Below are 24,709 nucleotides of genomic sequence, written 5' to 3' on the forward strand. Positions count from 1 at the left end.
TTTTTTGTGGGCGGTTCCTCAGTTGAGAGCCAGCCGGCTGTCCTGCGCCGTCCGGTAGAGCCCCTGCTGATAGGCCAGGCTGCCCCACAGGACCAGCCCCAGGGTGGCATCCTTCATGGCGCCCGGCTGCGGCGCCGGGGTGAGCGTCTCGGTCGCATCCTCGTAGATGAAGCCTTCCGGCGCCCGCTCGGGCTGCAGGATCACCACATCCTTGCCGCGCATCAGGGCGAAGTTCTTGTCGTATTGCATGATGGCGCGCCCCGGCCAGTCGGCGGGCATGCGGGTGAGATCCTTGCCCAGCATGGGGTAGTCGGCACTGATGCCCATGAGGGAGAGCAGGGTCGGGGCCATGTCGATCTGGCTGACGATGCGGGGGTCCTTTCTCGGTGCAATGCCGTCCCCCAGGATGACCCCCGGGATGTGGAAGCGGGGGATGGGCACCAGGCTGGCTCCCCCGACCCGGCTGTCGTGATCGGCGATGACCAGGAACAGGGTGTCCTGCCAGTAGTCCGATGCCCTGGCCTTCTTGAAGAACTCGCCGACGGCGTAGTCCGCGTACTTGGCGGCGTTGTTGCGGGTCTGCTTGGGCTGCTCGTACAGGGCGATGCGGTTGTCGGGGAATTCGAAGGGATCGTGGTTGCTGGAGCTGAACACCAGGCTGAAGAAGGGTTTGCCCTCCTTGTGCAGCGCCGCGAAGGTCTCGTTGGCCTTGGCCATCAGATCTTCATCCGAGGCGCCCCAGGATCCCTCGAACACCGGGTTCTTGAAGTCCTTCTGCTCGACGATGGTGGTGAAGCCGTTGCCGAGGAAGAAGCTGCGCATGTTGTCGAAGTGGCTCTCGCCACCATAGATGAAGCTGGTGTCATAGCCTCGCTGTTTGAGCAGGTCGGCGATGGTGAAGAAGTTGGTCTGGCTCTTGCCGAGCTTGACCACGGCCTGGGCCGGGGTCGGCGTGAAGCCGGTGAGCACCGCCTCGATGCCGCGTACCGAACGGGTACCGGTGGCGTAGAGCTGCTCGAACGCCCAACCCTCTTTCGACAAGGCATCGATGTTCGGGGTGAGCGGCAGGCCGCCGAGGGAGCCGACGAACTGGGCCCCCAGGCTCTCTTGCAGCAGGATCACCAGGTTTTTGGGCTTGCCCTGGTAGCTGGCCGTGTTGAAAGTCTGGCTCGGCAGATCGGCAGAGGTGAAATCGCCGAGAGGGCGGCCGCTCTCCTCGCGGACTATGTCGAGTACCTGATGGTCAGCCATCTTGCCGTAAAACTGGCTGGCGTCCTCCTCGGCCCCCATCTGCTTGATGGCAAAGAAGAGGGAGTAGGCGGAGTTGACGGTGAGGGCGTTGACCAGGGGATCGTCGGCAAAGGCCACCATGGCCGGGTTCAGGGCGCGATGGCCGAGACTGGAGCGGGCGCCGAGGAAGCCGACGGCGAGGATCAGCAGGGCGAAGGCGGGGCGCCAGTACCAGCGGGGGAAGCTTAGGTCACGCACCAGGCGGCCGCTCAGCCACCAGCCACCGCCGAGTACGGCGCCGCTGAAGATCACGGCCAGCAGCAGCTCGCCCTTGCGGCCAGCCCACAGCATGGAGAGCACCTCCTTCGGATAGATGAGGTACTCCACATAGAGGCGGTTGGGGCGCACCCCGTATTCGGTGACGAAGGCGGGAGTGGAGATCTCGAGAAAGAGCATCAGCCAGAGCCCCAGGGTGAGCCAGATCCGGATAAGCTGCATCCAGAGCCGCCCCGGCGCGTGGGGCCCGGCCAGCAACTGGGTCAAGACGGCGGGTACGCCCCAGACCCAGCAGAGGGTGGCGACGTCGACGCGAATGCCTTGCAGCAGCATCTCCTGCCAGCCAGAGACAGCATCCACCCGTTCCAGTTGCCAGAGCCCCAGGCCAAGGCGGCTGACGGTCAGGGAGATGAGCGCGATCAATGAAAATACGGCGATGGGCCAAACCGGTCCCAGCCATTGTCTGATGGTGGTCATATTGTTCCTGCAAACCTGTTTGCGCCCAGTCCCCGGACGCATTGTTGTTATGGTGCAGGAGTATGACAGTGGCGCCTGGCAAAGGTTGCATGGGCATGGGGTATACATGGAAAAGTTGGCACGTTTTATGATTTTTTTGTGACGGGATGCAGGGTTCGAAGAGAGCATAAAACGCTGGGAAAACTGTGATCCTGCTGGCACATCGAGACAAGGGTCGTGCCTATAATGGCGCCGGGTTTCTCAATCGGAGCTGAAGGGATGCCGGTCTTCATCGATGTGGAATATATGCAGGGCTGGTCTTTGTTCGTGGTGCTCTCCGACGGCACCACAGGCGTGCTGGATCTCACCCCCTGGCGCGGCCAGCCGCTGTTTGCGGCCATGGAGACCGAGCGTCGCTTCGCCCGTGTCTTCATCGATGATCGCCATCAACTGGCGTGGCCCACGGGCTTCACCCTGGCGGCCCACGAGGTCTACCACCTGATCCTGCCCATCGACGAGCGCGCCGCCTTCCCCGATCGCAACATGCATCGATTCTGACATGCTAACTCGTTGAGTCAGGTAACGTTTTCAGTCACAGACCCGCGTCGGTCAGGTCGATATCATGACCCCAGTGCGGCGCTTTGGGCGCCCATCCACCACAGCGGGAACATAACAATGAAACAAGGAACGTTGCGTCGTGGCGGCCTCATCGGGGCCGCCCTGTTACTGACGGCTTGCGGCAGCGGGGGAGGCGGTGGCAGCAGTGACCCCCAGCCCCCGGTGGTCAATCCGCCCCCCGCGTCGGCCAGCCGCGCCTGCTACGGCAATGATCAGCCAGCCTGCAACCTGCGCACCTACCAGGTGATGGTGGAGTCCTTCGTCGACGGCGACGGCAGCGCCAACTACGGCGTTGGTTACGGCCCCTCCCGGCACAACGGCGATCTGCAGGGGATCATCGACAGCCTCGACCACATCAAGAGCCTCAACGTCAACGCCATCTGGCTCACGCCGGTGTTTGACTCCTGCGCCGGCCAGGCCGGGGACGACCGGCTGGATGCCACCGGCTACTTCGCCTGCGACTTCTTCAACGTGGATTCCAACTTCGGCAGCAACGCCCAGCTCAAGCAACTGGTGGACGGGGCGCACCAGCGCGGGCTCTATGTCTTCCTGGACGGGGTGTTCGGCCACGTCAACAAGGTGGGGGTGAGCAAGCCTTCACCAGAGGGGCGGCTGCCTGCCCTCAAGAGCGGCGGCGCAGGCTACCCGGGTCAGCTGGTGGATTACGGCCAGCCCGAGAGTCTGGCCTACTTCAAGGAGGTGGCCCGTTACTGGGTCGAGCAGTACGGCATCGACGGCTGGCGCCTCGATCAGGCTTATCAGTTGGGGCTGGATGACTGGCGCGCCATTCGCAGCGAGGTGGCGCGGGCCAGCGCGGCGCGCAAGGCCGCCGGCCAGCAGTGGGGCACCCTCGGCTACATGGTGGGGGAAGTGTGGAAGGGCGCCGACGAGATCCGCGCCCAGGCCTATGGCCCGAGCGACAACCCGGCGCTCTCTTCGGCGTTCGACTTCCCCCTGCGCTACGGCCTGGTACAGGCGCTGGCGGTGGAAGAGTCCGGCAAAGGCGGGCAGGGGGCCAGCGTGCTCGACGCCAGCTGGAACAAGGTGGAGAACTACCCGGACCACGCCATGCCCAACCTGATGCTGGGCAACCACGATCTGGTGCGCTTCGGCGATCTGCTGGAGCGGGGCAACTTCAATGGGGCGGACTACTGGCAACGCCACAAGGCGGCCTTCAGCTTCATGGCCGCCCGCTCAGGTCCCATTACCTTCTACTATGGTGAGGAGTTTGGCGACGAGGTGCCTGGCTTTGCCAGCCAGGTGGGGGGCGACTGTGCGGCCCAGGGGCTCTGCGATGATCACGTGGCCCGCAGCGATGGCAAGGTCCCCGGTGTCACCGGCTTCGTGCCGAGCAGCGAGCAGGCCGAGCTCAAGCAGTGGCTGAGCGACCTGCTGGCCTTGCGCGCCGCCCACCCCGCCCTCTATCAGGGGGAGCGGGTCAAGCTGGTGGCCGAGGGGAGCGTCTATGGCGACATCAAGCAGACGGCGGGCGAGCAAGTAGTCTACCTGCTCAACGTCTCCACTACGCCCCAGAGCTACGCTGTGCCGGTCGGCAAGCTGCGCAGCGGCAGCGCCCTGGTGGATCTGCAGAGCGGCGAGAGCCTGGCCATCGGTGGCAGCAGCGTGACGGTGGACTTGCCACCCCTCACTGGCCGCTTCCTGCTGGTGCGCTGAGGGAGGCAGACAACAGAAAGGGCTCCATGATGGAGCCCTTTTTCATGGTGGCGGCTTACTTCTCGATGCCGCTGCCCAGATCGTCCCGGCGGGAAGAGACCGAGGGCTCGGCCCCGTGGCGCCAGTGTTCCAGCCTGTTGTGCACCCCGCGGCGCAGGCTCTTGAAGCTGGCTTCCAGATAGTCCACCCCCACCAGGATGGAGAGGGTGACGACGGTGAGCAGCAGCGCCTGATGCAGCATGTCCATGCCGATGAGGGCGCCGAGGGCGGCCAGCATCCAGATGGCGGCGGCGGAGGTCACCCCCAGCACCTGACCATCCCGGGTCATCATCACCCCGGCCCCGAGAAAGCCGACCCCGGTGATGAGCTGACCCAGCACCCGCGCCTGATCGGCGCCCTGAGGGCTGACGGCGGCGCCGATGGCGAGAAAACAGTAGGTGCCGAGCACGATGAGGGAAGAGGTGCGGATCCCCACCGGCTTGCCGCGAAGCTGCCGCTCCAGCCCCACCAGGGTGCCACACACCAGACAGACCAGGATGTTCTCCCAGCCAAGGGGCGCGATGTCCCACCACTGCATTGTCATCATATCCACCTCTGCTCGCGATGCTTGTTATCCTGTCGCGCTCTGCCCCCGGTTCTCCAGCCGCTGGCGGAAGGCCCGGGCGAGGCGCTCGTAGAGGTCCTTTGCCTCCCTGTCTTCAATATCGCCACGTATCCAGGGGTTGTCGATGATTTCCAGCAACACGCAGCCCTGACCCTGCTGGCGCAGATCCACCCCGAACAGGCCGTTGCCGAGCTGGTGCACGGCGCGGCGGGCGGTTTGCAGCACCCGCTCCGGCACGTCGCTGAGGGGCAGCGCCTCGATGCGGCTCATGTCGAGGGGGTGTTTGCGGCGACGGATGCGGTTGCCGGGTTCGGGTCGGTAGCGGCGGCAGGCGAACAGCGGCGAGCCGTCGAGAAAGCCGATGCGCCAGTCGAACTCGGCAGGGATCCGGCTCTGGACCAGCAGCAGGGCGGAGCGGGCCAGCCCCTCGTCCAGCAGGCGGGCGAGCTGGATGTCATCGCTGGCCATGGCGAGGTCGCGCCCCTGGGCGCCGTCGGGGATCTTCACCATCAGTGGCAGACCGAGGCGCTGCACCAGTTCGTCCACATGCTGGCGGCCGCGGCGGGTCACGACGGTGGTGGGGGGCATGGGCACGCCGCTGCGCACCATCAGCTCGTAGAGATAGAGCTTGTTGCTGCAGGCGAGGATGGCACGGGAGCTGTCGATGACCGGCATCTTGAGCTGCTCGGCACGGCGGGCAAATTCGAAGGTGTAGTGGCCGACCGCGGTCTCGGCGCGCAGCCAGAGGGTGTCGAACTCCGGCAACCGTTCGATGGCCGAGGGAGGCAGGATCTCGGCCTGGATCCCCTGGGCAGCGGCCGCCTTGATGAAACGCTCCAGCGCCAGGGCATCGCTGCTGGCGCGGCCGTCGTTGGGGTCGACCAGGATGGCGAGCTGGTAGCGTGGTGCCGTCTGCTCCTCGTCCCCCGTGCCCACCAGCGCCTGGGCGTGCTGCACCATCAGCGCCTTCTCGCTCGGGCTCAGCGCCAGCGGTGACAGGCTCTCCTGCTGGCGCACCGACCAGCCGTGGCGGCCGCGCTTGAGGGTCAGCTCCTGCAGCGGCAACTGGCTCAGGCCGTAGTAATAGCGGGCGAGCCCCGCCAGCTCGCTCTGTTCGCACTGGCCGAAGATGGCGCGCACCCGGATCCTGTCTTCGCTTTGCTGGGCCAGCCAGCCCTGCAATTTGCGCCACAGCTTGGCGGGAGGCTGCTGGGGTTGCAGCCGGCTGATGGCCTGCAATCCCGGCAGGCAGTGGTGGCCGCGGGCCTGGGCCAGCAGGGAGCAGTAATAACCGGCCCCCAGGTGTTCCAGGCTGCGGCAGAGGTTGATGATGCGCGGACGCCCCCCTGTGGTAGGCAGACCGTGTTGCAGGTAGGTGCGGGCGGTCAGCAGATAGTCGGCATGGCAGGGCCAGTCGCCCAGCTCCTCGACGATGACATAGGTACTCATATTTTCAGGCTCCACAGAAAGGACTGCCAGAAACGGCAGGATCCCCAGTGGGCTTCGATGCACCGACAAGCACGACAATGGCGCGAGGGGAAACAAGAGGTTACAGTGCCTAATATTCTGCCTTGGTAACTTGTGATACAAGTCGCATTTCTGGTGCTGAGGATAAATAACCGAACAAGGACTCCCCGTGTTGACCGTGCGCGCCGCCCGAGCCGATGATTTGGGCGCCATCGTGAAGCTGGAACGCTACTGTTTTCCCCCCGAGGTCGCCTTCGGCCGCAGCCGCTGGCACTATCTGCTCAATCAGGCCAAGGGGCACACCCTGCTGCTGCAAGACGAGAAGGCGCAGGTGATGGGCTATTTGAGCGTGCTGGAGCACAAAGGCTGGGATCGTCTCATCATCCAGACCCTCGCCATCCGCTGGACCGTCCGCCGTCAGGGGTGGGCACGCCGCCTGCTGGAGCAGGTGATCCGGGAAGGGCGCGAGGCCGGCTGGGGGGCGATTCGCCTCGAGGTCGCCGACGCCAACCCAGAAGCCAGGACCCTCTATCAGGGGCTGGGGTTTCGCCCCAGGGTACGGCTGCCCGATTATTACGGGCCCGGCCAGCATGCCCACCGCCTGGTGCTGGCGCTGGGGGATGAGCGGCAGGAGCCATCATGAGTTGCGAGGATTGCCTGGCCACGGCCATCAGGGCCAAGCTCGGGCGCTGCCCGGTCTGCGCCGCCCAGACCTTTCTCATCGGGGTCGTCGGCTGGCTGGTCTGGTGGTGGTGCGGCGCCGATACCTCGGTCAACGCCCTGACCGGCCTGCTGTTTGCGCTGGGGGGCTCGGGTCTCTTCCTGCTGCATCTGGCGGTGTTCGCATGGCGAAAGCTGGGCAAGCGCGACATATAACGTGCTGATTTTTCAAGAAGACAAATAACAATGGAGGTTCACATGATTGCAATGGTAACGGGCGCCTCGTCCGGCTTTGGTGAGGCCATCAGCCGCCTGCTGGTGAGCGCTGGCCACCGGGTGATCGGCACCGGGCGCCGCGCCGAACGGCTGGCCGCCCTGTCCGAGGTGCTGGGCGAGCAGTTCCTGCCTCTGGTGTTCGACGTCCAGGACAAGGCTGCCACCCGCGCCGCCATCGAGGGGCTGCCGACCGAATGGCAACAGGTGGACCTGTTGGTCAACAACGCTGGCCTGGCACTGGGGCTGGAGCCTGCCCACAAGGCGGATCTGGAAGACTGGGAGCAGATGATCGCCACCAACATCAGCGGCCTGACCCTGATCACCCGGTTGCTGCTGCCGGGCATGGTTGCGCGCAACTGCGGCCACGTCATCAATATCGGCTCCATCGCAGGGACCTATCCCTATCCGGGCGGCAACGTCTACGGCGCGACCAAGGCGTTCGTGAAGCAGTTCAGCCTCAACCTGCGTGCCGATCTGGCGGGCACGGCGGTGCGTGTCACCAACGTGGAGCCCGGCCTGTGTGGCGGCACCGAGTTCTCCAACGTGCGCTTCCACGGTGACGACGCCAAGGCGGCCACCGTCTATCAGGGGGTGCAGGCCATCCTGCCGGAAGACATCGCCAATACCGTACTCTGGATCAGCGAGCAGCCCGCCCACGTCAACATCAACAGCATCGAGATCATGCCGGTGGCCCAGACCTTCGGTCCGCTCCACATCAGCCGTCGCTGATGTCATGACGAGCCGACTCCTGTCCACAAGAGGCGCCTTCGGGCGCCTTTTTTAATGGATCTGGTCGCACTCGTCATGGAGTGCAGAAGGAGGCGTGCTGCGACCCCGTGCTGAACCGTCGAAAGAGGGGGGGTACTCAAGTTGGCCTGCATTTTGCTGTCTCCGGCTCATGGCGGGGAAACCATCCCCGGAGCCGGCGAGGCCGGCAGTGAGCGTGGAGCCTTCATGGATATCAAACCCTATGGTCATCAACTCGCCCAGAGCGCGTCCCAGAACCGTGCCCTGGCGACCCTCAGCGACAGCGACGACAAGCAGAGCGGCTGGTCTCAGCAGGTCAGCCTCTCCAGTCAGGTGCTGACCGGCAAGGCGCAGCAGGCGCTGACCTACGAGCATCTGGCCAGGAACGGCAAGAACACAGTCCTGACCGGTGGTGTCAAGGATGCGCGGGTGCAGCAGATGGTGGACAAGGCCCTGGGCTTTGATCGCAAAAAATTTGACGATCTCGAGCGTCAGCTCAAGGGGATAGCGGATGACAAGACGCTCTCTGCCGAGGAGCGCGAAACGCAGAGCAAGGACCTGGCCGCGCAGCGCGATGCCATGCTCAAGGAGGCCATGGATCGCCTCACCGGCAAATCCGCCTCCCAGGCATGATGTGATTCAAACGGCAATCTTTGGGCGTTAAAGGCAAGGGGTTGCCCCCTTGCCACGGGGCTGGCAGGCCGTGGTCAGGGTTCAGGGACTCTGGGGGGCGATGCCGATGGCGATGGCGGTGGTCTGCACGGCCTTGATCTGGTCCCCCTTGGCGATGAGGGCGAACTGGGCCGGATCCTGCACCTTGAGGGTCAGGGTGTGGTCGACCCCCTTGACCCGGATGGTCTGGTGCGCCTTGTCCACGTCGATGACGTCGGCATAGATGGTTACCTGCATGCCGGCGCCGGCTGCGGGTTTCTCCCCGGCGGCTGCCTTGCCCCCTTCCACTTCCACCACCCGTTTTCTCACCCCGGCGGTGCCCTTGAGCAGGGTCAGGTCCAGCAGTTGCAGATATCTCAAGGCCACGACATCTCCCACCTTGAGCTGGGGAAGGTTGGTCACCTCCTCCCCGGCGATCAGATCCAGGGTCTGCCCTTCGGCATTTTTCAGGCTGACCTTGCGGGTGGCCAGGTCGATGGCGGTGACGGTTGCCCTGGCCGTCAGTTCTTCGGCCAGGCTGGCTTGTCCGGGGGCCACGGCCACATGGGTGGTGACCTCGGCGGCATAGAGCAGGGGAGGGGCACAGAGGGTGAGGGCACCCGCAATCCAGGCGTGCTTCAGTTTCATGATAGAGACCCTGTGAGTGGGAAAGGGACCCCGGGAGGGGCTTGAGGGGGCGACGAACTCGTCTTCCCGCTATCACCATAGCAAAGCCGGGCAGGAGCGCCCGGCATCGGCAGGCTGGCATCGTATTTTTGACGACAGGCTCCCGTTTTTGACCTGATGGCACGGCAGGCGCACAATTCCCCGGCATGCAATCAACCGAGGGCTCTGCCGTGTACAACTTCCAATATGCCAATCCCACCCGCATCTGTTTTGGTGAAGGCCAGATCGCCACTCTGCCGGAGCTGATCCCGGTCGGCAGCCGTCTGCTGGTGCTCTACGGGGGTGGCAGCATCAAGCAGAACGGGGTCTATGACCAGTTGACCCAGGCGCTGGCGGGCCGGGAGTGGCTGGAGTTTCCCGGCATCGGCGCCAACCCCCAGTACGATCAGCTGATGGAGGCGGTGGCTCTGGTCAAGCGCGAGCGCATCGACTTCCTGCTGGCGGTGGGTGGCGGCTCCGTGGTGGATGGCACCAAGTTCGTGGCCGCCGCTGCCTGCTTCGAGGGGGACGATCCCTGGGAGATCCTGCGGGACAAGGCCCCCATCAAGGGGGCGCTGCCGCTCGGCTGTGTGCTGACCCTGCCGGCCACCGGCTCGGAGAGCAACCCCGCCGCCGTGGTGAGCCGGGGGGAGGCCAAGCTCTCCTTCTACAATCCGCTGGTGCAACCGGTGTTTGCGGTGCTGGATCCCGCCACCACCTACAGCCTTCCACCGCGCCAGGTGGGCAATGGCGTGGTGGATGCCTTCGTCCACATCCTCGAGCAGTACCTCACCTTCCCGGTGGGGGGCGAGGTGCAGGACCGGCTGGCGGAAGGGCTGTTGCAGGTGCTGGTGGACAACGGTCCGCGGGCGCTGGCGGAGCCCACCAACTACCAGGTACGCGCCAACCTGATGTGGGCTGCCAGCCTGGCCCTCAACGGCCTCATCGGTCGCGGTGTGCCCCAGGACTGGTCCACCCACGCCATCGGTCACCAGCTCACCGCCCTGCATGGGCTGGATCATGCCCAGAGTCTGGCGGTGGTGCTGCCCTCCCTGCTGCGGGAGCAAGCGGCCCAGAAGCAGGAGAAGCTGGCCCAGTTTGCCGAGCGGGTGTGGCACTCCAGCCGGGAGGACAAGGCGCTGCGCATTGAGGAGGCGATCATCCGCACCGAGCAGTTCTTCCAGCAGATGGGGGTGGGTACCCGCCTCGCCGACTATGGCCTGGATGCGCGCTGTATCCCGGGGATCTGTTCCAACCTCAAGCTGTTCGGCCTGACCGCCCTCGGGGAGCAGCAGGACATCGATCCCGACAAGGTAGCGCGGATCCTCTCTCGCGCCCTCTAGGCCTGAGTCCCTTGGCCAAGGGGCGATCTGGACAATAAGTGCGGCCAGGATCCTGTCCCACGCGCTTTGATATCTGGCTGACGGCCGGAAAAGAGAACGCCCCGATCATCGGGGCGTTTTGCAGGGTGTCACCGGGGCACCGCCGTTTATTCGGCGCTGCGGTCCAGCTCGCGCTCCAGCGCTGCCGCCTTCTGGCGAGCCGGATAGGTGTTGAGTCGCTGCCAGTAGGCCTCAAGGTGCGGGAACTGGGCCAGCTGGCCGCTCTGGGCCAGCAGATCCACCAGGAAGGAGTTCAGGATGTCGGCGCCGGTGAGGCGATCGGCCACCAGGTAACGGCGGTTTGCCAGCACCTCATCGAGATAACCCAGCACCTTGGCGCACTCGGCTTTGGCGTAGTCCGGCAGGAAGCGCATCGGGCTGCCATCCTTGCGCACGAACATGTCGAGCAGCAGCGGCAGAATGCCGGAGCTCTCGGCGAAGTGGAGCCACTGCAGGTATTCGGGATACTCCGGGCTGTCGGTGGCCGGTGCCAGCCGTTCCGGAGCGTGGCGGGCGATCAGGTACTCGGTGATGGCGCCCGATTCCGCCAGCACCCGGCCGTCAAACTCGATGACCGGCGACTTGCCGAGGGGGTGGACGGCCTTGAGCTCGGGCGGCGCCAGAAAGGTGGTAGCATCGCGCTGGTAGGCCTTGATCTGGTAGGGCAGGCCCAGCTCTTCAAGCAGCCAGATGATGCGCTGGGAGCGGGATTTGTTCAGGTGGTGCAGGACTATCATGAAAACCTCGACGCAGTGACGGAAGGCGGTGATACGCAGCGCCCCGGCAGCAGGTTCACTGATGGATGAAAAAGAGCGGGCGTGGTGCCCGCTCCTTCGTCGATTGACTCAGGCCTCCAGCGCCTGATCCAGATCCGCCAGTATGTCCTCGATGGCTTCGATCCCCACCGACAGCCGGATCATCTCAGGTTTCACTCCAGCCTTGGCCTGCTCCTCTTCGCTCAACTGGCGATGGGTGGTGGAGGCGGGGTGGCAGGCCAGGGACTTGGCGTCGCCGATGTTGACCAGCCGCTTGAAGATCTTGAGGGTATCGTAGAAGCGCACGCCCGCCTCGTAGCCCCCCTTCAGGCCGAAGGAGAGGATGGCCGAGGGGCGACCGGCCATGTACTTCTCCGCCAGCGGGTAGTGGGGGTGACCCGGCAGACCGGCGTAGCTGACCCAGGCCACCTTGGGGTGATGCCTGAGGTGATGGGCGACCCGCAGGGCGTTGTCCACGTGGCGCTCCATGCGCAGGCTCAGGGTCTCCAGCCCTTGCAGCAGCAGGAAGGCGTTCATGGGAGCCAGGGCCGCGCCCGTGTTGCGCAGCGGCACGGTGCGCACCCGGCCGATGAAGGCCGCCGGGCCGAAGGCCTCGGTGTAGACCACCCCGTGATAAGAAGGCTCGGGTTGGGTCAGTTGGGGGAAGCGCTCGGCGTGATCCGCCCAGGGGAACTTGCCCGAGTCGACGATGACGCCCCCCAGGGAGTTGCCGTGGCCGCCGACATATTTGGTCAGGCTGTGCACCACGATGTCGGCGCCGTGTTCGATGGGTTTGCACAGCACCGGGGTGGCGACCGTGTTGTCGACGATGAGCGGCACGCCGCGGGCGTGGGCGGCCTTGGCCAGGGCGGCGATGTCGACGATGTTGCCCGCCGGGTTGCCGATGCTCTCGCAATAGACCGCCTTGGTCTTGTCGTCGATGAGGGCGGCGATGGCCTCGGCGCTGTCATCCTTGGCGAAGCGCACCTCGACCCCGAAGCTCGGCAGCATGTGGGCGAACAGGGTGTAGGTGCCACCATAGAGCTGGGGGGTGGAGACTATGTTGTCACCGGCGGCGGTCAGCGCCTGGATGGCGTAGGTGATGGCGGCGGAACCCGCCGAGACCACCAAGCCGGCGATCCCCCCTTCAAGGGCGGCCATCCGTTGTTCCAGCACATCGTTGGTGGGGTTCATGATGCGGGTGTAGATGTTGCCCGGTACCGCCAGATTGAACAAGTCCGCCCCGTGCTGGGCGCTCTCGAACTCGTAGGCCACCGTCTGGTAGATGGGCACGGCCACCGCCTTGGTGGCGGGATCGCTGGAAAAGCCGTGGTGCAGGGCCAGGGTCGCATCTTTCATCACACACTCCTTGTTGGATGTCACCATTATGGATGGATAGACGTCCAATCTAGCAGTCCTGGCGCCGATGTAAACCACCCATTCCGGCAAAGCAATGCCGGGGGATGGGGGTGACCGGATGGCGTCGGTGACGGCAACCTCAGAGACGGCGGCGATACTCCCTGTCGTCTATCTGGTGCATATCCCACTGCATCAGGCGGTTGAGCTGCACCATGGGATCTTCGACCAGCGTCAGAGGGCGGGGCAGGATCCTCAGGAAGTAGCGACGGAGGGTTTGCTGGATCCGGTTCGGTTTGAGGGGGGTGGCATGGCTCATGATGGTGCTCCTGTGCTGTGGTTCTCACGTTCGCCAGCAGTATTGAGCTAAAATGCGGAAGTAAAAACTGATGACTTTCAGCCAATGGATTTCCTCTTTTATGCCTACTAGCCGCCTTTATCAGCAATTTCAACGGCTCGCCCAGCAGCTTGGCTGTGACGAGCGGGAGATCAGCCTCGCCGAGGTGGCGGACCTGCTCTGCTGCACCCCCCGCAATGCCCGCCTGCTGCTGCGCCGCATGGAAGGGCAGGGCTGGCTGTGCTGGACGGCAGAAGCAGGGCGGGGGCGGCGCTCCCGCCTCACCCTGCTCGACAACCAGGAGAGCCTGACCCGGCGCCGATTGCGGGATCTGCTGAGCCAGGGCCAGCTGGCGCAGGCGGTACGGCTGGCCGAAGATCGCCTGGATCTGCTCACCCCGCTGCTCATCGAGCAGCTCGGCCAGGCCACCCGGGAGGGGCGCCAGATCCTGCGGGTACCCTACTACCGGCCCCTGCCCGGTCTGTTGCCCACCGCGCCCTTGCGCCGCTCCGAAATTCACCTGAGCCGCCAGATCTTCAACGGTCTGACCCGGCGAAACGAGGAAAATGGGGAAATCGAGGGGGATCTCGCCCACTACTGGGAGTGTCTGGCCCCCTGTCACTGGCGCTTCTATCTGCGCCCCGTGGTGCGCTTTCACCATGGCCGCGAACTGGTGGTGGAGGATGTGATGGAGAGCCTGCAGGCCTTGCGGGATCGCCCGCTGTTCGCCCATCTGGCACGGCTGGAGAGCCGCTGGCCGCGCACTCTGGATCTTCATCTCGACAGCCCGGATCCTCTGCTGCCGCACCTGCTGGCCGAGCCGGTGGCGGCCATCCTGCCGCGGGAGCTCAAGGGGGAGGCGAATTTCGCCCTGCAGCCGGTGGGCACCGGCCCCTATCGGGTGAGCGCCAACGACCCCCTGCACCTGTGCCTCGAAGCATTTGACGACTACTTCGGGCTGCGGGCCCTGCTCGACGAGATCGACATCTGGATGCTGCCGGAGCTGGCGGAGCGGCTGGAGAGCCACGTCAGGCTGGGCAGCGACACCCCGGAGCTTGGTTCCATGCGCGGGGAGTCCGAACTGGAATCCGGCTGCTACTTCCTGCTGCAGGACGACAGATCGGTCCCCCTGCAGGACCCGGCCCTGCGCCAGTGGCTGACCCGGCTGCTCAACCCCATCGCCCTGATGGCCCGGGTGGCACCCGAACTGCAGCGGGGCTGGACCAGCGCATTGGGTCTCCTGCCCCACTGGCGCGAGAGCCTGCCTCTTCCCGAGCCCGGCCCGGTCAGCCTGCCAGCGCGGCTGGTACTGGCCTGCTTCAACCAGCACCTGGAATTCAACGAGTGCGCCAGCGCCATGAGCAGCCTGCTGGCAGAGCAGGGGATCCAGCTCGAGGTACGTACCCTGGACTACGGCCGCTGGGTGAGCGGGGAGGATGAAGATGTGGATCTCTGGTTCGGCACCCTCAACCTGGAGCATGAGCACGCCTTCGCCCCTTACGCCTGGCTTCAGGGCACCCCCTTGCTGCGCCGGGTGTGGGGCGGCCAGCAGGCCCTGTGGCAGGGATTGACGCAGTGGCGCGCCCATGGTGAAGAGCCCGGCCCCCGCGCCCTGCTGGCCGAGGTGCAGCGCCAGAGCTGGTTCGTGCCGCTGTTTCACCACTGGCTGGAGCTGGAGAGCCGGGTCGGCGTGCACGGCGTGCGCATGACGGCCCTTGGCTGGTTCGATTTTCGCAGCGCCTGGTTAAAGCCCGAGCAGGTGGCGCAGGAGCCGGAAACCGGCGGTGGCTCTCACCCCCAGGCAGGGACGCTTGAGTCGGACGGGTTGGCGCGCTAGCCTGTGCGCGGTCCTACGACAAGGAGTCGACATCCATGCTGGAAATGCAGATCCAACCCCGTTTTCAAGAGACGGACGCCCTCGGCCACATCAACAACACGGTGCCGGCGGTCTGGTTTGAATCGGCCCGTGATCCCCTGTTTCGCCTCTTCTCGCCCGAGCTGGATGTGCATGACTGGCATCTGATCATCGCGGGCTACACGGTGCAATTCAAACGGGAGCTGTTCTATGGTCAGATGGTGTCGATCAAGACCGGCGTGCGGCGTATCGGTACCAGCTCCTTCACGCTCTGGCAGGAAGCCTGGCAGGGCGGCGAGCTGGCGGTGACCGCCGAGACGACCCTGATCCATTTTGACTACCGGACCCGGCAGTCCATCCCTTTGAGCGAGGCTCACCGGGAGGGACTGAGGGTCTGGCTGGTAGAGAGTTAATCCGGCCTTCGGGCCCACCACAGGACACTTATGCGCACAACCGCGATCGCCCTGAGCCTCGGCTTGGGACTGGGACTCTGCTCCCTGCCTTCATTTGCCGCCTCCCTGGCCGAGCAGTTCACCCTGATGGAGAAGGGGGCCGACAGCGCCCTCGATACCCGCTTGTTCAGCCACGATGGCGTTGACATCAAGGCCTGGGTCGACGGCACGCCTGTCATCATCGCCGTGCCCATCCTGAACGAGCAGGGCAAACAGGAAGGGGAGAGCCGTTACTACTTCAAGGGCGGCAAGCTGTTCGGGGTGAAGGAGCCCGCCGCCCAGTTCGCCTTCGATGACAGTGGCAAGCTGACCCAATGGCTGGACGACAAGGGGCAGCCTGCGGAGTTTGTCAGCAAGATGAGCATGCAGCAGCGGGAAGCCTGGCTGACCAGACGGGCGGCCGAGCTGGGCGGGTTGTTTGCACCGAGCACCGCCGAGGAGAAGGCTGACAAGGGGGGCGTCAAGCTCAAGGGGGCCGAGCTCGCCCAGTGGCTCTGCAATGGCAAGCTGATGGCGCTCGCCGGAGGTGACAAGGTGACCTTCGAGCCGGCCAAACTCAAAAGGAGTGCAGAGGGCATCAAGGGAGAGGTCTCCCTGCGCCAGGAGAAGGGGTGGCAGGATCTCTGCCTCACCTGCGAGGTGCAGGGCAACCGGGTGACTCGTCTCACCTGGCAGCCGCTGCCGGGTGCCAACAAGCCGCAGTAAGGGCGGCAGCGTCAAAGAATGGGGGCCCACTTGCGGGCCCCTTTTTCATGCCGGTTACTGCTCGCCCAGGGTGAGCCGGGTGAGGGCCTCCACCCGTCGCCACTGACCGGGCTCGAACCAGCGTGCCAGGATCTCCGGCTGCTGGCTGGCACGGGCCTCGGCAGGCAGGGGCCTGATCTCGGCCAGATAGCCGGCCAGCTGCTGCTCGAACCCCTGCTGGCTCTCTGCCAGCTGGTGCAATCGATCTGCCGCCTCCGGTCCCAACTGTTCGCGCAGTGCGGCGTCACGCCCGGCTGCGGGGAGTTGTTCCAGAGCCTGCAGATCGCCCAGCAGGCGGCTGTTGGCCTCCGCCTCCCGAAACCACTGGGGCTGCTCCGCCAGCCAGAGCTCCAGCTCGCTCGCCAGCAGCGGCTTATCGGCATCGTTGGCCTCCGTCAGCGCCTTGCGGCGCAGGGTCCACTGCTCCATCAGCCTGTCCTCGGCAAACAGCTGCTCCTGCTCGGCCGGGGTGAAGCGCTGCCTGCGCAACTGCTCGCGCTCGTCGAACAGCTTTTGCAAGCTGGCCAGGCCCGGATCCGCCGGCACCGTCAGGCTGCCCTCAGCCGCGAGAAAGGCTTCATGGCGGGCCTGCAGCGAGGACTTATCCGACGGCGGTGAGGCCTGCCTGACCAGAGGGGAAGCGGGCCCGGCATGTTGCGGCGAAGGGGCGGTTGCGTCAGCGGAGGTCCAATACTGCCAGCCCCCCAGCAGCAGGGCCGCCGCCAGCGGAGCAGCCATCAGCCATGCCCTGTTCATAGTCCCAGCCTCTGCAGGCGGTTGGCGTGCTGGCGATAGAGGTTGACCGGGTCGGTCTCGAACAGGTGGCGAATGCCGAACGACTGGTTCACCTCGTCCAGATGGTTCATGCGGTAGTGGGTGCCGATCACCTTGCCGAGGTGGCTGCTGCACACCCCGACCAGGCCGTCACTGGGCTCCTTGAAGAAGCTGCCGGTCAGCGCCAGCGCCGGATCCACCGGATCCAGGATGTTGGTCATGGTGCCGCGTCCGCTCCAGGAAAAGTAGTAGACCCCGTTGGCGGCCTGCATGGGCCCTTCGCCGCAATGCTGGCTCGGCAGCCCTTCCGGATAGCGCTGGTTGAAGCGCTGGGCGCCGGTGCTGGTGAGGGCGTCGAGGGCTGCGAGGGGATCCTGCGGCAGCTGGCTGCCCCCGGAGAGCAGCGAGATGACCCCGGACAGGGCCGAGGCGGCGGCCACCGCCAGACCTTCGGCCGCCGAGCCCGGCGTCACCTTGGCCCGCACCAGGTCGGCGATCTCCGAGCCATGGTTGACCCCGCCCACGCTGGTGGCGGAAGCGACCAGCTCGGGGGCGACCGAAGCGACGTAGCGAATGGTGGGGCCACCGTGAGAGTGGCCGATGAGGTTCACCTTCTCCGCCCCCGTGATGGCGAGCACCTGCTGCACCTGCTTGAGCAGCTGTTCACCGCGAAGCTCCGAGCTCTGGGTGGCGGAGACCTGTGCCACGTAGACCTTGGCGCCATCCCGGGTCAGGGCCTGGGGGATGCCGTAGAAGTAATCGACACCGAGCAGCTTGTCGAAACCGAACAGACCGTGCACCAGCACTATGGGGTAGCGGGTCTGGGTATAACCGGCGCCCTGACCCAGCATGGGCAGGGCGCACAACAGCATCAATAGCCATCTTTTCATCTTCACCGTCCTTGTGAAAAAACCGGCTGCATTCTGGTCGTCACCGGGGGTCGTCACCGGGCAGCCACCGGCCTCATGCCAGTACCGGCAGCATGGTGGCTGAACTCAAATGTATCTGTGGATGGGATCACTAAACTGGGGATTGCAGAAAAACCCTACCCATATGGGCAAAAAAGGCGGCACCAACTATTCCTTGTGACTGCCCATTAAATAAGTTAAATAGTAATTATTATCATTTGAGTGGTCGAGTCATGACGGGAACCTGGGTGAAGGGGTGGGTCGGTACCACCGGAGCGGACAGCAGCATGGCGCACTGGAAGGCGCAGACCCTGAGTGGCAACCGCCATTTCGATGCGGGGGAGTACGCCAGGGCGCTCGACTGCTATCAGCAGGCGCTGTGGCTTGCCCGCCAGCAGTTTGCCGACTGGCACGATGCCGACGAAGCGGTGGCGGCCCTGGTGGTGGCCCATCACAACCTGGCGGATCTGCTGGTGGCCATGACCCTGCCGGATCGGGCCGCCGACCTGCTGTGTCACATCCACGACTGCCTGCTGGCCACCAGCCAGTCCCCCACCAGTTCCGCTGCCCTGCGGGAGGCGGCTGTTCGCCACGCCCGCAGCACCCGTACCGAGCTGCTCGCCTTTCTGGGCAAACACGGTCATCACGACGGCATCCAGCGCAGCCTGGGTCAATGTCTGTGTCAGACCGGCTCTGCCCATCAACTGCATTGAGCCCAACAGGAGAGACAATGAACATGAGCCATACCCTACCAGCCCTTCCTTACGCCTATGACGCGCTGGAACCCCATATCGATGCAAAGACCATGGAGATCCATCACAGCCGTCACCATCAGACTTATGTCACCAACCTCAATGCCGCCCTGGCCGATCTGCCGGAGCTGGCTACCCTGCCGCTGGAGGCATTGCTTGCCCGTATCGACAGCCTGCCGGCCCAGGTTCAGGGGGCGGTGCGCAATCACGGCGGCGGCCACGCCAACCACAGCCTGTTCTGGCAGGTGATGAGTCCGCAGGGCGGCGGCGAGCCGGGCGGCGAGCTGGCCGCAGCGATCGAGCGGGATCTGGGTGGGCTGGAGGCCTTCAAGCAGGCCTTTACCCAGGCGGCGCTGAGCCGTTTTGGCAGCGGCTGGGCCTGGCTGGTGGTCGATGGGCGCGGCAAGTTGCAGGTGGTGAGCAGCGCGAACCAGGACAGCCCCCTGATGGAGGGGCTCACCCCCATACTCGGGCTGGATGTGTGGGAGCATGCCTACTACCTCAAGTACCAGAACAAGCGTCCCGATTACATAGCCGCGTTTTACAACGTGATCGACTGGGATGAGGTGGCACGGCGTTATGTGGCGGCGCTGGCCTGACGACCCATTTCACCTGATGAAAGAGACCCGCCTGTTGGCGGGTCTCTTTTATTGAGGTGTCAGTGCGCTGCCGGTTGGCGTTGCCGCGCTGGCGGCAGCCGGATTATCCACGGGCGTGACTTCGCTCGGCACGGCTGCGCTGGTGGCTGGTGCACCGCTGGTTGCAGCCGCTGCACTGGTGGCGGTTGCCGCGCTCACGGCCGCTGCCTGCTTGGCTTTCGGCTTATGAGGGGGCGGTGCAATGGGCAGGCAGGGCTGGCTTGCCCCTATGGTGCTCAACGCCTGGCAGGGGACCGGGCCGCCGATGACGATGGGCTCGCCGAGGAACTTGGGACCCTTGTCCAGCACGTAGAGGTCCAGCAGCCCCATCAGGCGGGCGAACACCTCGCGCACCCGGGTCTTGATGCCCTGATAGGCGCTGGGATCCACGGCGTTGAAGCCGACCGCCTCGATGCCGAAATGGCGGGCGATGAAGATGGCGCGCTCGTTGTGAAAGGCCTGGGAGACCACGGTGAAGTGGGCCTGACCGAACACCTCCTTGGCACGCACGATGGAGTCCAGAGTCCGAAAGCCGGCGTAGTCGCTGTAGATGGCGCTGGCCGGGATGCCGGCCTGGATCAGGGCCCGCCGCATCTGGCGCGGTTCGTTGTACTGCACGGTGGCGTTGTCGCCGGAGACCAGGATGTAGTCCACCTTGCCGTTGTTGTAGAGCTCGGCGGCGGCCTTGATCCGGTATTTGAAGTAGTGGTTCGGGCTGCCGCCAATCAGGTATTTGGAGGTGCCGAGCACCAGGGCGACCCGGTTGTAGGGCACCGCGTTGACGTCGTCGTAGGTGTAGTGACGGGCGTCCGAGACGGTCCACTCGCTGTAGCCAAGCAGGGCGGCGATGGAGGCCAGCAACAGGCAGAGGCAGGCGAGCAGGATCTTGGCAAACTTCTTCATGCGCGGTGCGGTTCGGGTCTGAAGTAAGAGAAGACAGGGGGTCATTCTATTACAAGTTGTTGTGGCGCGTCAGGTTTGATGGCGGCGCAGGGGCTCACTCGGGCAGAGGTTGTCGCAGCGCGCGCCAGGATCCCGGGCTTATCAAACGGCGCCATAAACAAGGGGCGACCATGGCCGCCCCTTGTCATAGCCGTCTCGTCCTCAGTGGGAGGAGTCGTTGGCCTTGCACTCGTCGGAGTCCTTGTTGGCTTCCCACCAAGGCAGCAGCTCGCGGCCGAGCCACTGCTGGTAGGCCTCGCTGTCATTGGCAATCAGCTGGTCCAGCTCGGCTTCGAAGGTGCTCATGGCCTGCTCTCGATCCGGGCCTCGCAGGGCCTGGGCCATGGCCAGCCAGCTGGCGCCGCGACCGGTCTCGTTCAGGAAGCGGTGCACGGTGTAGGACCAGGAGTAGACCATCTCGCCGCCCTTGTCGTAATCCAGGTGCAGGATGTCGGCCAGGGCCGGGCGATCGCCTGCCGGGCGGCCGGCGACGTTGTCCAGACCGCGGGCGAAGCACTGGCCGTGGGCGACGAACTCCGCCAGCCCTTCCGACCACCAGGTGGTGCGGTTGAGCGGGTAGTGGCCGAAGCTGCCGTACTGGTTGAAGCGGCCGTCCAGGTAGTGCACGTACTCGTGGCGCAGGTTCCACACCTGGAACGCAGGGCGTTTCCACTCCGCCTCGTAGGCGAAGAAGCGGGCCTGGTTGCCGGGGCGAGCCGGATCCCCTTCGAGGTAGATGCCGCCGTTGTCGGTGGAGACGCCGCCAAACAGGGCACTGCCGTAGCGTTTCCAGTCGTCGGAGGAGTTGAAGACCACCAGTTCCAGCGCCTCGTTGTGATCGTCCGCCACCGGCTGCCAGCCGGTCTCCATCTGCTGGTGGAACTGCTGCTCTTCGGCACCCAGTTCACGGCAGATCCCCTCTGCCTGAGCCATGGTCAGGTCCTGGGCCCGCAGGCGCAGGGTCGGTGAGCAGGTGTGCTCGAACGGCAGCACGTCCTCCACCCGGACAGGGGTGCAGAGCCCGGCGAAGTCACCGCTGATGCAGGCTTCGCTGGTGCGGTCCGTGTAGGTCAGGTAGTAGGTGGAGAGGGTCAGTGACATGTCTTCCAGCAGGTCCTGACTCTGCTGACCACCAGGGATCAGGTCGTGGTGGCGAACGAGGGCGATGACGGAGTCATCCAGCAGCTTGCGGTAGTCGTCGAGCTCGTCCGGGCGGGTATGGCGAGCGACCCGGTAGAGGCGTGTGTAGGCATCCAGCACGTTGTTGAGCAGGAACAGATCGGCGCCATCCCTTCCTTGCCACAACGCGAGTTCGCTCATGCCGAGGGCGTGCAGCTGCTTGCGCAGCTCGCCATCCTGCTGGCGAAAGTCGTTGGCGAAGGGGTCGCTGTAGTCGCTGGCGAAGTCGAGGAAGTTGAGCAGATCGAACAGGCCGGTTGCCCAGGCGTGCTGACCGTTGATCTCGCTGGCATGGCGGGTACTGTAGGCCAGCATCTGGTTGAACTCGCCGAGCAGGGTGCCAAAACGGCTCTGCACTGCCGGGCTCTTGAACTGGCCGTGCAGGGCGATGCTCCAGGCACCCATGACGGCGCCTACTTCGTCGCTGGCCTGCTCCGGGAAGAGCAGCGGATGGGCGCCTAACGCGGTCAATGCCTCGGCCAGCGCCTCGGCGGCGGCCGGGCCGTCTTCCTTGTGCTTGCCGTAGTTGTGGTAGTTGTGGGCACGCACGTATTCCAGCAGCAGCTTCATGGCCGGATGGGCCGGCTGATTGGCCGCCAGCAGGCTCTGGATGCCGCGCGACACGGCCAGCAGCTTGGTGTCATCGTGACCATAGTTCTCCTGCCAGACCGGGGCGGGCTGGCCACTGGCATCCTGCACTATCCTGGCCGCTTCGGCGTCCAGCAGCTCGGTGCCCGGCAGATCCGGCTCGGAGCAGGCGCGGCCGTCGGCACGGCGACAGTCGAGCTGCTCTTCCTTGCTGGCCAGCACGATGGGGCGGTTGAGCACCCGGTTCTCCTGCCACTCGGTTGTTTCCGGCAGGGTCTGCCATTCGCTGCCCCCCACCGGGTATTGATAGCCGGTGTCCTTCAAGACCACCTGCACTTCGCTGCCGGCGGGCAGGGTCTGACGGCACACCCGATAGCTGATGGTCTTGTCCCCTTCCTGACGGGTCTGGGGTTCATCGCACTCCTGCTGGGCCTTGATCTCGTCCAGCAGCCAGGTGTACTGGCGCCAGACGTGCAGCTCGCTCACCTGTTTGGCGGCCTGGCTGCCCGCGATGGGCTGCAGGCGGAAGAAGATCTGCTCGAGGCGACCATCCCGTTCGTTGGGGGTCTCTTCCAGCACCTTCAATTGCTGCCAGTTTTGCGGCTGGTACTGCCATGCCTGCTCGGCGCAGCGACCTTCGGCGTTGAGCTCACAGCGATCCAGCTCCTGCTCGCTGTGACCCAGAATGACCCGCTCAGCCAGCGGCAGACGATCCTGACGCGGCGCGGTCGGGGTGCCCGCCAGCGGCTCCCAGCGGCCCTGCTTCATGCCGTAGCCATAGTCATAGCTGCTGGCCGGGACGGCCTTGCCGGCCGGTACCACCTCTTCACAGCTGAGGTAGCGGATCTGCCAGCCCTGCTCGATCTTGAGTTGCGGCTCGCCGCACTGCTGCTCTGCCAGCGCGGCCAGGTTGGCATCGCGCCAGTCGAAGCGGCGATACACCCTCAACTGCTGATAAGGGGCGTCGCCGCTGCGGGCGCTCAGTTCAAAGGTCACTTCGGTGAGACGATCCCCCAGCTGACGGCTGGATTCGCCTTTGAGTTGATACTGTTGCCAGTCGGAGGGGGAGTAGTTGGCCAGCGCCGAAGTGGCGAGCAGGCTAGGGGCTGCCAGGAGCAGCAGCCGGGGAGAGAGGTGCTTCATCATGATCCCTTTGGTGGATGGAGAGGCGTGGGGACCAGAGAGGGTATTGGGCTCCAAAAGAATATCAATTGGCCAGATGGCGCAGCGAAATGATGCATTCGGGAGCAAACAACACAAAAAACAGCCCCAAAAGGGGCTGTGTTGATAGCAAGGACTCCGCCCCATATGGGGGAGGTGTCACTCCTCTTGTCGCAAACTGCGGGCGAGCAGGGTGCGGGAGGGTTTCAGATTGCCGCCGATATCCGGCCAGGGATGCCACTGGTCCGGCACCATGAAGCCGGGTAACGACAGCCTGATCCAGGCGGCCAGCTCAGCAGGGGGGGCCGGTTCGCCGTGCCAGTCGATGAAGGCGGCGGGCCTATGCCCCCACTCGTCGCTCGGCACCGGCACCACCAGGGCCTGGGCCACGGCGGGGTGATCCACCAGCCGCTGCTCTATGGTCTCGGGCTGGATATTCTCCCCTCCCGAGATGAAGAGGTTGTCGAGCCGCCCCTCCACCACCAGATCGCCCCCCGGAGTGAGGCGGCCCTTGTCCCGGGTGTGGAACCAGCCCTCTTCATCGAGGGGGCGCACCAGCTCGCCCTCCCTGAAATAGCCGGCAAACAGGGTCTCACCGCGCACGCAGATCTCCCCCTGGCGGATGCAGACCTCCCGCCCCGGCAGCGGGCGGCCCACCACGCCGGCGGCGCAGGGTTGCCCGGTGCAGACCTGGCTGCCCATCTCGGAGAGGCCATAGCTCACCTTGGGCTCCAGCCCCAGAGCGGTCAGCCGGTTGACCAGGGGCGCCGGGATGGCGGCGCCCCCGAGCAGCAGCTCTCGCACCCGGGTGCGGGATGGGTCGAACCCCTGTGCCAGCAGGCGCCAGAGCTGGGTCGGCACCAGCGAGAGGTGGGTGATGGGCTGATCCTCGAGCCGCGCCTTGAGGGGCCGGGTGCGATCGTCCAGCACCAGGGCGGCTCCCGCCAGGAAGACCCGAAACAAGATAGCGTAACCGCCGACGTGAAACAGTGGCAGGGAGAGCAGCCAGCCGCAGGCTTCGTCCAGGGGGATCAGGGTGGCGGAACCCCTGGCGGAGGCGAGGTGGTTGGCGAGGCGGTGGACCACCGCCTTGGGGGTACCGCTGGATCCCGAGGTGAGGATCATGTTGTTCGGCTGGTCGGGTACCAGCGGGGACTCCCCATCTGCGGCCAGCTCGCCCGTGAAGTCGAGGCTGAGGGCTTGCCAGTCGCCCGCCGGGATCTCGCCTGCCGACCAGAATGCCCGGGCCTCGAGCTGGCTCGCCAGTTCGCTGTGTCTGGTTGCCGGAAAGGCGGGATTGAGGGGGCAGAAGACGATGCCGCTGCGCACGCAGGCCCAGGCCAGCAACACATCCTCCAGGGCGCCGCGCACCACGGCGGCGAGATGATCTCCCCGTTCCAGCCCGGCCCGGGCGAGCTGATTGCACAGGCTGTTGAGGCGCAGGTCGAGGCGCTGGTAGCTAAGAGGCTCCCCGCTGTGGATGGCAATACGATGAGGGGCCAGTGTCGCCCAGCGTCGTACCGGGCAGGTTTCCTGCCGTGGGATCTGACGGGTCACCATG

Annotated in this window: 24 protein-coding genes; 12 read left to right on the top strand and 12 right to left on the bottom strand. The window is 65.2% G+C overall.

Going from position 1 to position 24,709, the window contains the following annotated elements; all coding sequences use genetic code 11:
- Positions 1-18 precede the first annotated feature (18 nt).
- Complete coding sequence (locus BN1120_RS07370) at positions 19-1,983, bottom strand: LTA synthase family protein (RefSeq protein ID WP_042015387.1); 1,965 nt, start codon at positions 1,981-1,983, stop codon at positions 19-21.
- A gap of 258 nt (positions 1,984-2,241) precedes the next feature.
- Between BN1120_RS07370 and BN1120_RS07375 the strand changes: the two genes are divergently transcribed.
- Positions 2,242-2,520, top strand: a complete 279-nt coding sequence (locus tag BN1120_RS07375) for a DUF2442 domain-containing protein (protein WP_041214353.1) — start codon at positions 2,242-2,244, stop codon at positions 2,518-2,520.
- Between the two features lie 117 nt (positions 2,521-2,637).
- Positions 2,638-4,254 carry an alpha-amylase family protein gene (locus BN1120_RS07380; protein ID WP_042015389.1) on the top strand — a complete coding sequence of 539 codons (1,617 nt, stop codon included), beginning with the start codon at positions 2,638-2,640 and terminating at the stop codon, positions 4,252-4,254.
- Positions 4,255-4,309: 55 nt separating this feature from the next.
- Here the strand turns inward: BN1120_RS07380 and BN1120_RS07385 are convergent, their stop codons facing one another.
- Both BN1120_RS07385 and BN1120_RS07390 read right to left on the bottom strand, forming a co-directional pair.
- Entirely contained in the window at positions 4,310-4,840 is a 531-nt protein-coding gene (locus tag BN1120_RS07385; RefSeq protein ID WP_039039793.1) for an MgtC/SapB family protein, read from the bottom strand.
- Positions 4,841-4,864: 24 nt separating this feature from the next.
- Positions 4,865-6,307 (bottom strand): RimK family protein, encoded by a 1,443-nt coding sequence (locus tag BN1120_RS07390; protein WP_042015392.1) that lies wholly within the window; start codon positions 6,305-6,307, stop codon positions 4,865-4,867.
- A 187-nt stretch (positions 6,308-6,494) separates the two neighbouring features.
- Between BN1120_RS07390 and BN1120_RS07395 the strand changes: the two genes are divergently transcribed.
- From BN1120_RS07395 to BN1120_RS07410, 4 genes are all read left to right on the top strand, one after another.
- The gene (locus tag BN1120_RS07395; protein WP_042015393.1) at positions 6,495-6,968 is read left to right on the top strand and encodes a GNAT family N-acetyltransferase; all 474 of its coding nucleotides are present in this window, start codon (positions 6,495-6,497) and stop codon (positions 6,966-6,968) included.
- On the top strand, positions 6,965-7,201 hold the full coding sequence (locus BN1120_RS07400; RefSeq protein ID WP_041212265.1) for a DUF3624 domain-containing protein: 237 nt from the start codon (positions 6,965-6,967) through the stop codon (positions 7,199-7,201). The genes BN1120_RS07395 and BN1120_RS07400 overlap by 4 nt, the downstream gene beginning before the upstream one ends.
- Positions 7,202-7,243: 42 nt before the next feature.
- Entirely contained in the window at positions 7,244-7,990 is a 747-nt protein-coding gene (locus BN1120_RS07405) for an SDR family oxidoreductase (protein ID WP_042015394.1), read from the top strand.
- A gap of 225 nt (positions 7,991-8,215) precedes the next feature.
- A complete protein-coding gene (locus BN1120_RS07410; protein ID WP_029313593.1) occupies positions 8,216-8,641 on the top strand; it encodes a hypothetical protein in 426 nt (141 codons plus the stop codon).
- 81 nt (positions 8,642-8,722) lie between these two features.
- Here BN1120_RS07410 and BN1120_RS07415 read toward each other — a convergent pair whose 3' ends face one another.
- Positions 8,723-9,307 carry a hypothetical protein gene (locus BN1120_RS07415; RefSeq protein WP_041212267.1) on the bottom strand — a complete coding sequence of 195 codons (585 nt, stop codon included), beginning with the start codon at positions 9,305-9,307 and terminating at the stop codon, positions 8,723-8,725.
- A 185-nt stretch (positions 9,308-9,492) separates the two neighbouring features.
- Here BN1120_RS07415 and BN1120_RS07420 point away from each other — a divergent pair, with 185 nt between their 5' ends.
- Complete coding sequence (locus BN1120_RS07420) at positions 9,493-10,668, top strand: iron-containing alcohol dehydrogenase (RefSeq protein ID WP_080767932.1); 1,176 nt, start codon at positions 9,493-9,495, stop codon at positions 10,666-10,668.
- A 146-nt stretch (positions 10,669-10,814) separates the two neighbouring features.
- On the opposite strand, the gene BN1120_RS07425 is transcribed toward BN1120_RS07420, so the two are convergent.
- The 3 genes from BN1120_RS07425 to BN1120_RS21545 form a co-directional block, all read right to left on the bottom strand.
- Entirely contained in the window at positions 10,815-11,444 is a 630-nt protein-coding gene (locus BN1120_RS07425; RefSeq protein ID WP_042015395.1) for a glutathione S-transferase family protein, read from the bottom strand.
- Between the two features lie 108 nt (positions 11,445-11,552).
- A complete protein-coding gene (locus BN1120_RS07430; RefSeq protein WP_042015397.1) occupies positions 11,553-12,821 on the bottom strand; it encodes an O-acetylhomoserine aminocarboxypropyltransferase/cysteine synthase family protein in 1,269 nt (422 codons plus the stop codon).
- 139 nt (positions 12,822-12,960) lie between these two features.
- Positions 12,961-13,137, bottom strand: coding sequence for a hypothetical protein (locus BN1120_RS21545; protein WP_080767934.1), 177 nt, complete (start codon positions 13,135-13,137; stop codon positions 12,961-12,963).
- Positions 13,138-13,237: 100 nt separating this feature from the next.
- Between BN1120_RS21545 and sgrR the strand changes: the two genes are divergently transcribed.
- From sgrR to BN1120_RS07445, 3 genes are read left to right on the top strand one after another with little or no spacing between them, the layout of a single operon-like run.
- Positions 13,238-14,992, top strand: a complete 1,755-nt coding sequence (sgrR, locus tag BN1120_RS07435) for an HTH-type transcriptional regulator SgrR (RefSeq protein WP_042015399.1) — start codon at positions 13,238-13,240, stop codon at positions 14,990-14,992.
- A gap of 35 nt (positions 14,993-15,027) precedes the next feature.
- Positions 15,028-15,423, top strand: a complete 396-nt coding sequence (locus BN1120_RS07440) for an acyl-CoA thioesterase (protein WP_010672731.1) — start codon at positions 15,028-15,030, stop codon at positions 15,421-15,423.
- 30 nt (positions 15,424-15,453) lie between these two features.
- Positions 15,454-16,167, top strand: coding sequence for a hypothetical protein (locus BN1120_RS07445; protein WP_010672732.1), 714 nt, complete (start codon positions 15,454-15,456; stop codon positions 16,165-16,167).
- A 54-nt stretch (positions 16,168-16,221) separates the two neighbouring features.
- On the opposite strand, the gene BN1120_RS07450 is transcribed toward BN1120_RS07445, so the two are convergent.
- Both BN1120_RS07450 and BN1120_RS07455 read right to left on the bottom strand, forming a co-directional pair.
- Positions 16,222-16,962 carry a lipase secretion chaperone gene (locus tag BN1120_RS07450; protein ID WP_042015402.1) on the bottom strand — a complete coding sequence of 247 codons (741 nt, stop codon included), beginning with the start codon at positions 16,960-16,962 and terminating at the stop codon, positions 16,222-16,224.
- The gene (locus BN1120_RS07455; protein ID WP_039039783.1) at positions 16,959-17,870 is read right to left on the bottom strand and encodes a lipase family alpha/beta hydrolase; all 912 of its coding nucleotides are present in this window, start codon (positions 17,868-17,870) and stop codon (positions 16,959-16,961) included. The genes BN1120_RS07450 and BN1120_RS07455 overlap by 4 nt, the downstream gene beginning before the upstream one ends.
- Before the next feature lie 305 nt (positions 17,871-18,175).
- On the opposite strand from BN1120_RS07455, the gene BN1120_RS07460 reads away from it, so the two are divergent.
- Both BN1120_RS07460 and BN1120_RS07465 read left to right on the top strand, forming a co-directional pair.
- Entirely contained in the window at positions 18,176-18,601 is a 426-nt protein-coding gene (locus BN1120_RS07460; RefSeq protein ID WP_029313599.1) for a hypothetical protein, read from the top strand.
- Between the two features lie 23 nt (positions 18,602-18,624).
- On the top strand, positions 18,625-19,239 hold the full coding sequence (locus tag BN1120_RS07465; protein ID WP_042015451.1) for a superoxide dismutase: 615 nt from the start codon (positions 18,625-18,627) through the stop codon (positions 19,237-19,239).
- A 48-nt stretch (positions 19,240-19,287) separates the two neighbouring features.
- Here BN1120_RS07465 and BN1120_RS07470 read toward each other — a convergent pair whose 3' ends face one another.
- The 3 genes from BN1120_RS07470 to menE form a co-directional block, all read right to left on the bottom strand.
- Positions 19,288-20,226: a SanA/YdcF family protein gene (locus tag BN1120_RS07470; protein WP_042015407.1), complete on the bottom strand. Its 939-nt coding sequence runs from the start codon at positions 20,224-20,226 to the stop codon at positions 19,288-19,290.
- Between the two features lie 156 nt (positions 20,227-20,382).
- Complete coding sequence (locus tag BN1120_RS07475; protein ID WP_042015453.1) at positions 20,383-23,130, bottom strand: collagenase; 2,748 nt, start codon at positions 23,128-23,130, stop codon at positions 20,383-20,385.
- 177 nt (positions 23,131-23,307) lie between these two features.
- The gene (gene menE, locus BN1120_RS07480) at positions 23,308-24,708 is read right to left on the bottom strand and encodes an o-succinylbenzoate--CoA ligase (protein WP_042015410.1); all 1,401 of its coding nucleotides are present in this window, start codon (positions 24,706-24,708) and stop codon (positions 23,308-23,310) included.
- Between the last annotated feature and the right edge of the window lies 1 nt (position 24,709).

Origin of the sequence: Aeromonas caviae (assembly GCF_000819785.1) — a bacterium.
Taxonomy (GTDB): domain Bacteria; phylum Pseudomonadota; class Gammaproteobacteria; order Enterobacterales; family Aeromonadaceae; genus Aeromonas; species Aeromonas caviae.

Coding starts and splice junctions, on each gene's coding strand:
- BN1120_RS07370 (WP_042015387.1), bottom strand. CDS start 1,983: ATGACCACCATCAGACAATGGCTGGGACCGGTTTGGCCCATCGCCGTA.
- BN1120_RS07375 (WP_041214353.1), top strand. CDS start 2,242: ATGCCGGTCTTCATCGATGTGGAATATATGCAGGGCTGGTCTTTGTTC.
- BN1120_RS07380 (WP_042015389.1), top strand. CDS start 2,638: ATGAAACAAGGAACGTTGCGTCGTGGCGGCCTCATCGGGGCCGCCCTG.
- BN1120_RS07385 (WP_039039793.1), bottom strand. CDS start 4,840: ATGATGACAATGCAGTGGTGGGACATCGCGCCCCTTGGCTGGGAGAAC.
- BN1120_RS07390 (WP_042015392.1), bottom strand. CDS start 6,307: ATGAGTACCTATGTCATCGTCGAGGAGCTGGGCGACTGGCCCTGCCAT.
- BN1120_RS07400 (WP_041212265.1), top strand. CDS start 6,965: ATGAGTTGCGAGGATTGCCTGGCCACGGCCATCAGGGCCAAGCTCGGG.
- BN1120_RS07405 (WP_042015394.1), top strand. CDS start 7,244: ATGATTGCAATGGTAACGGGCGCCTCGTCCGGCTTTGGTGAGGCCATC.
- BN1120_RS07410 (WP_029313593.1), top strand. CDS start 8,216: ATGGATATCAAACCCTATGGTCATCAACTCGCCCAGAGCGCGTCCCAG.
- BN1120_RS07415 (WP_041212267.1), bottom strand. CDS start 9,307: ATGAAACTGAAGCACGCCTGGATTGCGGGTGCCCTCACCCTCTGTGCC.
- BN1120_RS07420 (WP_080767932.1), top strand. CDS start 9,493: ATGCAATCAACCGAGGGCTCTGCCGTGTACAACTTCCAATATGCCAAT.
- BN1120_RS07425 (WP_042015395.1), bottom strand. CDS start 11,444: ATGATAGTCCTGCACCACCTGAACAAATCCCGCTCCCAGCGCATCATC.
- BN1120_RS07430 (WP_042015397.1), bottom strand. CDS start 12,821: ATGAAAGATGCGACCCTGGCCCTGCACCACGGCTTTTCCAGCGATCCC.
- BN1120_RS21545 (WP_080767934.1), bottom strand. CDS start 13,137: ATGAGCCATGCCACCCCCCTCAAACCGAACCGGATCCAGCAAACCCTC.
- sgrR (WP_042015399.1), top strand. CDS start 13,238: ATGCCTACTAGCCGCCTTTATCAGCAATTTCAACGGCTCGCCCAGCAG.
- BN1120_RS07440 (WP_010672731.1), top strand. CDS start 15,028: ATGCTGGAAATGCAGATCCAACCCCGTTTTCAAGAGACGGACGCCCTC.
- BN1120_RS07445 (WP_010672732.1), top strand. CDS start 15,454: ATGCGCACAACCGCGATCGCCCTGAGCCTCGGCTTGGGACTGGGACTC.
- BN1120_RS07450 (WP_042015402.1), bottom strand. CDS start 16,962: ATGAACAGGGCATGGCTGATGGCTGCTCCGCTGGCGGCGGCCCTGCTG.
- BN1120_RS07455 (WP_039039783.1), bottom strand. CDS start 17,870: ATGAAAAGATGGCTATTGATGCTGTTGTGCGCCCTGCCCATGCTGGGT.
- BN1120_RS07460 (WP_029313599.1), top strand. CDS start 18,176: ATGGCGCACTGGAAGGCGCAGACCCTGAGTGGCAACCGCCATTTCGAT.
- BN1120_RS07465 (WP_042015451.1), top strand. CDS start 18,625: ATGAGCCATACCCTACCAGCCCTTCCTTACGCCTATGACGCGCTGGAA.
- BN1120_RS07470 (WP_042015407.1), bottom strand. CDS start 20,226: ATGACCCCCTGTCTTCTCTTACTTCAGACCCGAACCGCACCGCGCATG.
- BN1120_RS07475 (WP_042015453.1), bottom strand. CDS start 23,130: ATGAAGCACCTCTCTCCCCGGCTGCTGCTCCTGGCAGCCCCTAGCCTG.
- menE (WP_042015410.1), bottom strand. CDS start 24,708: ATGGTGACCCGTCAGATCCCACGGCAGGAAACCTGCCCGGTACGACGC.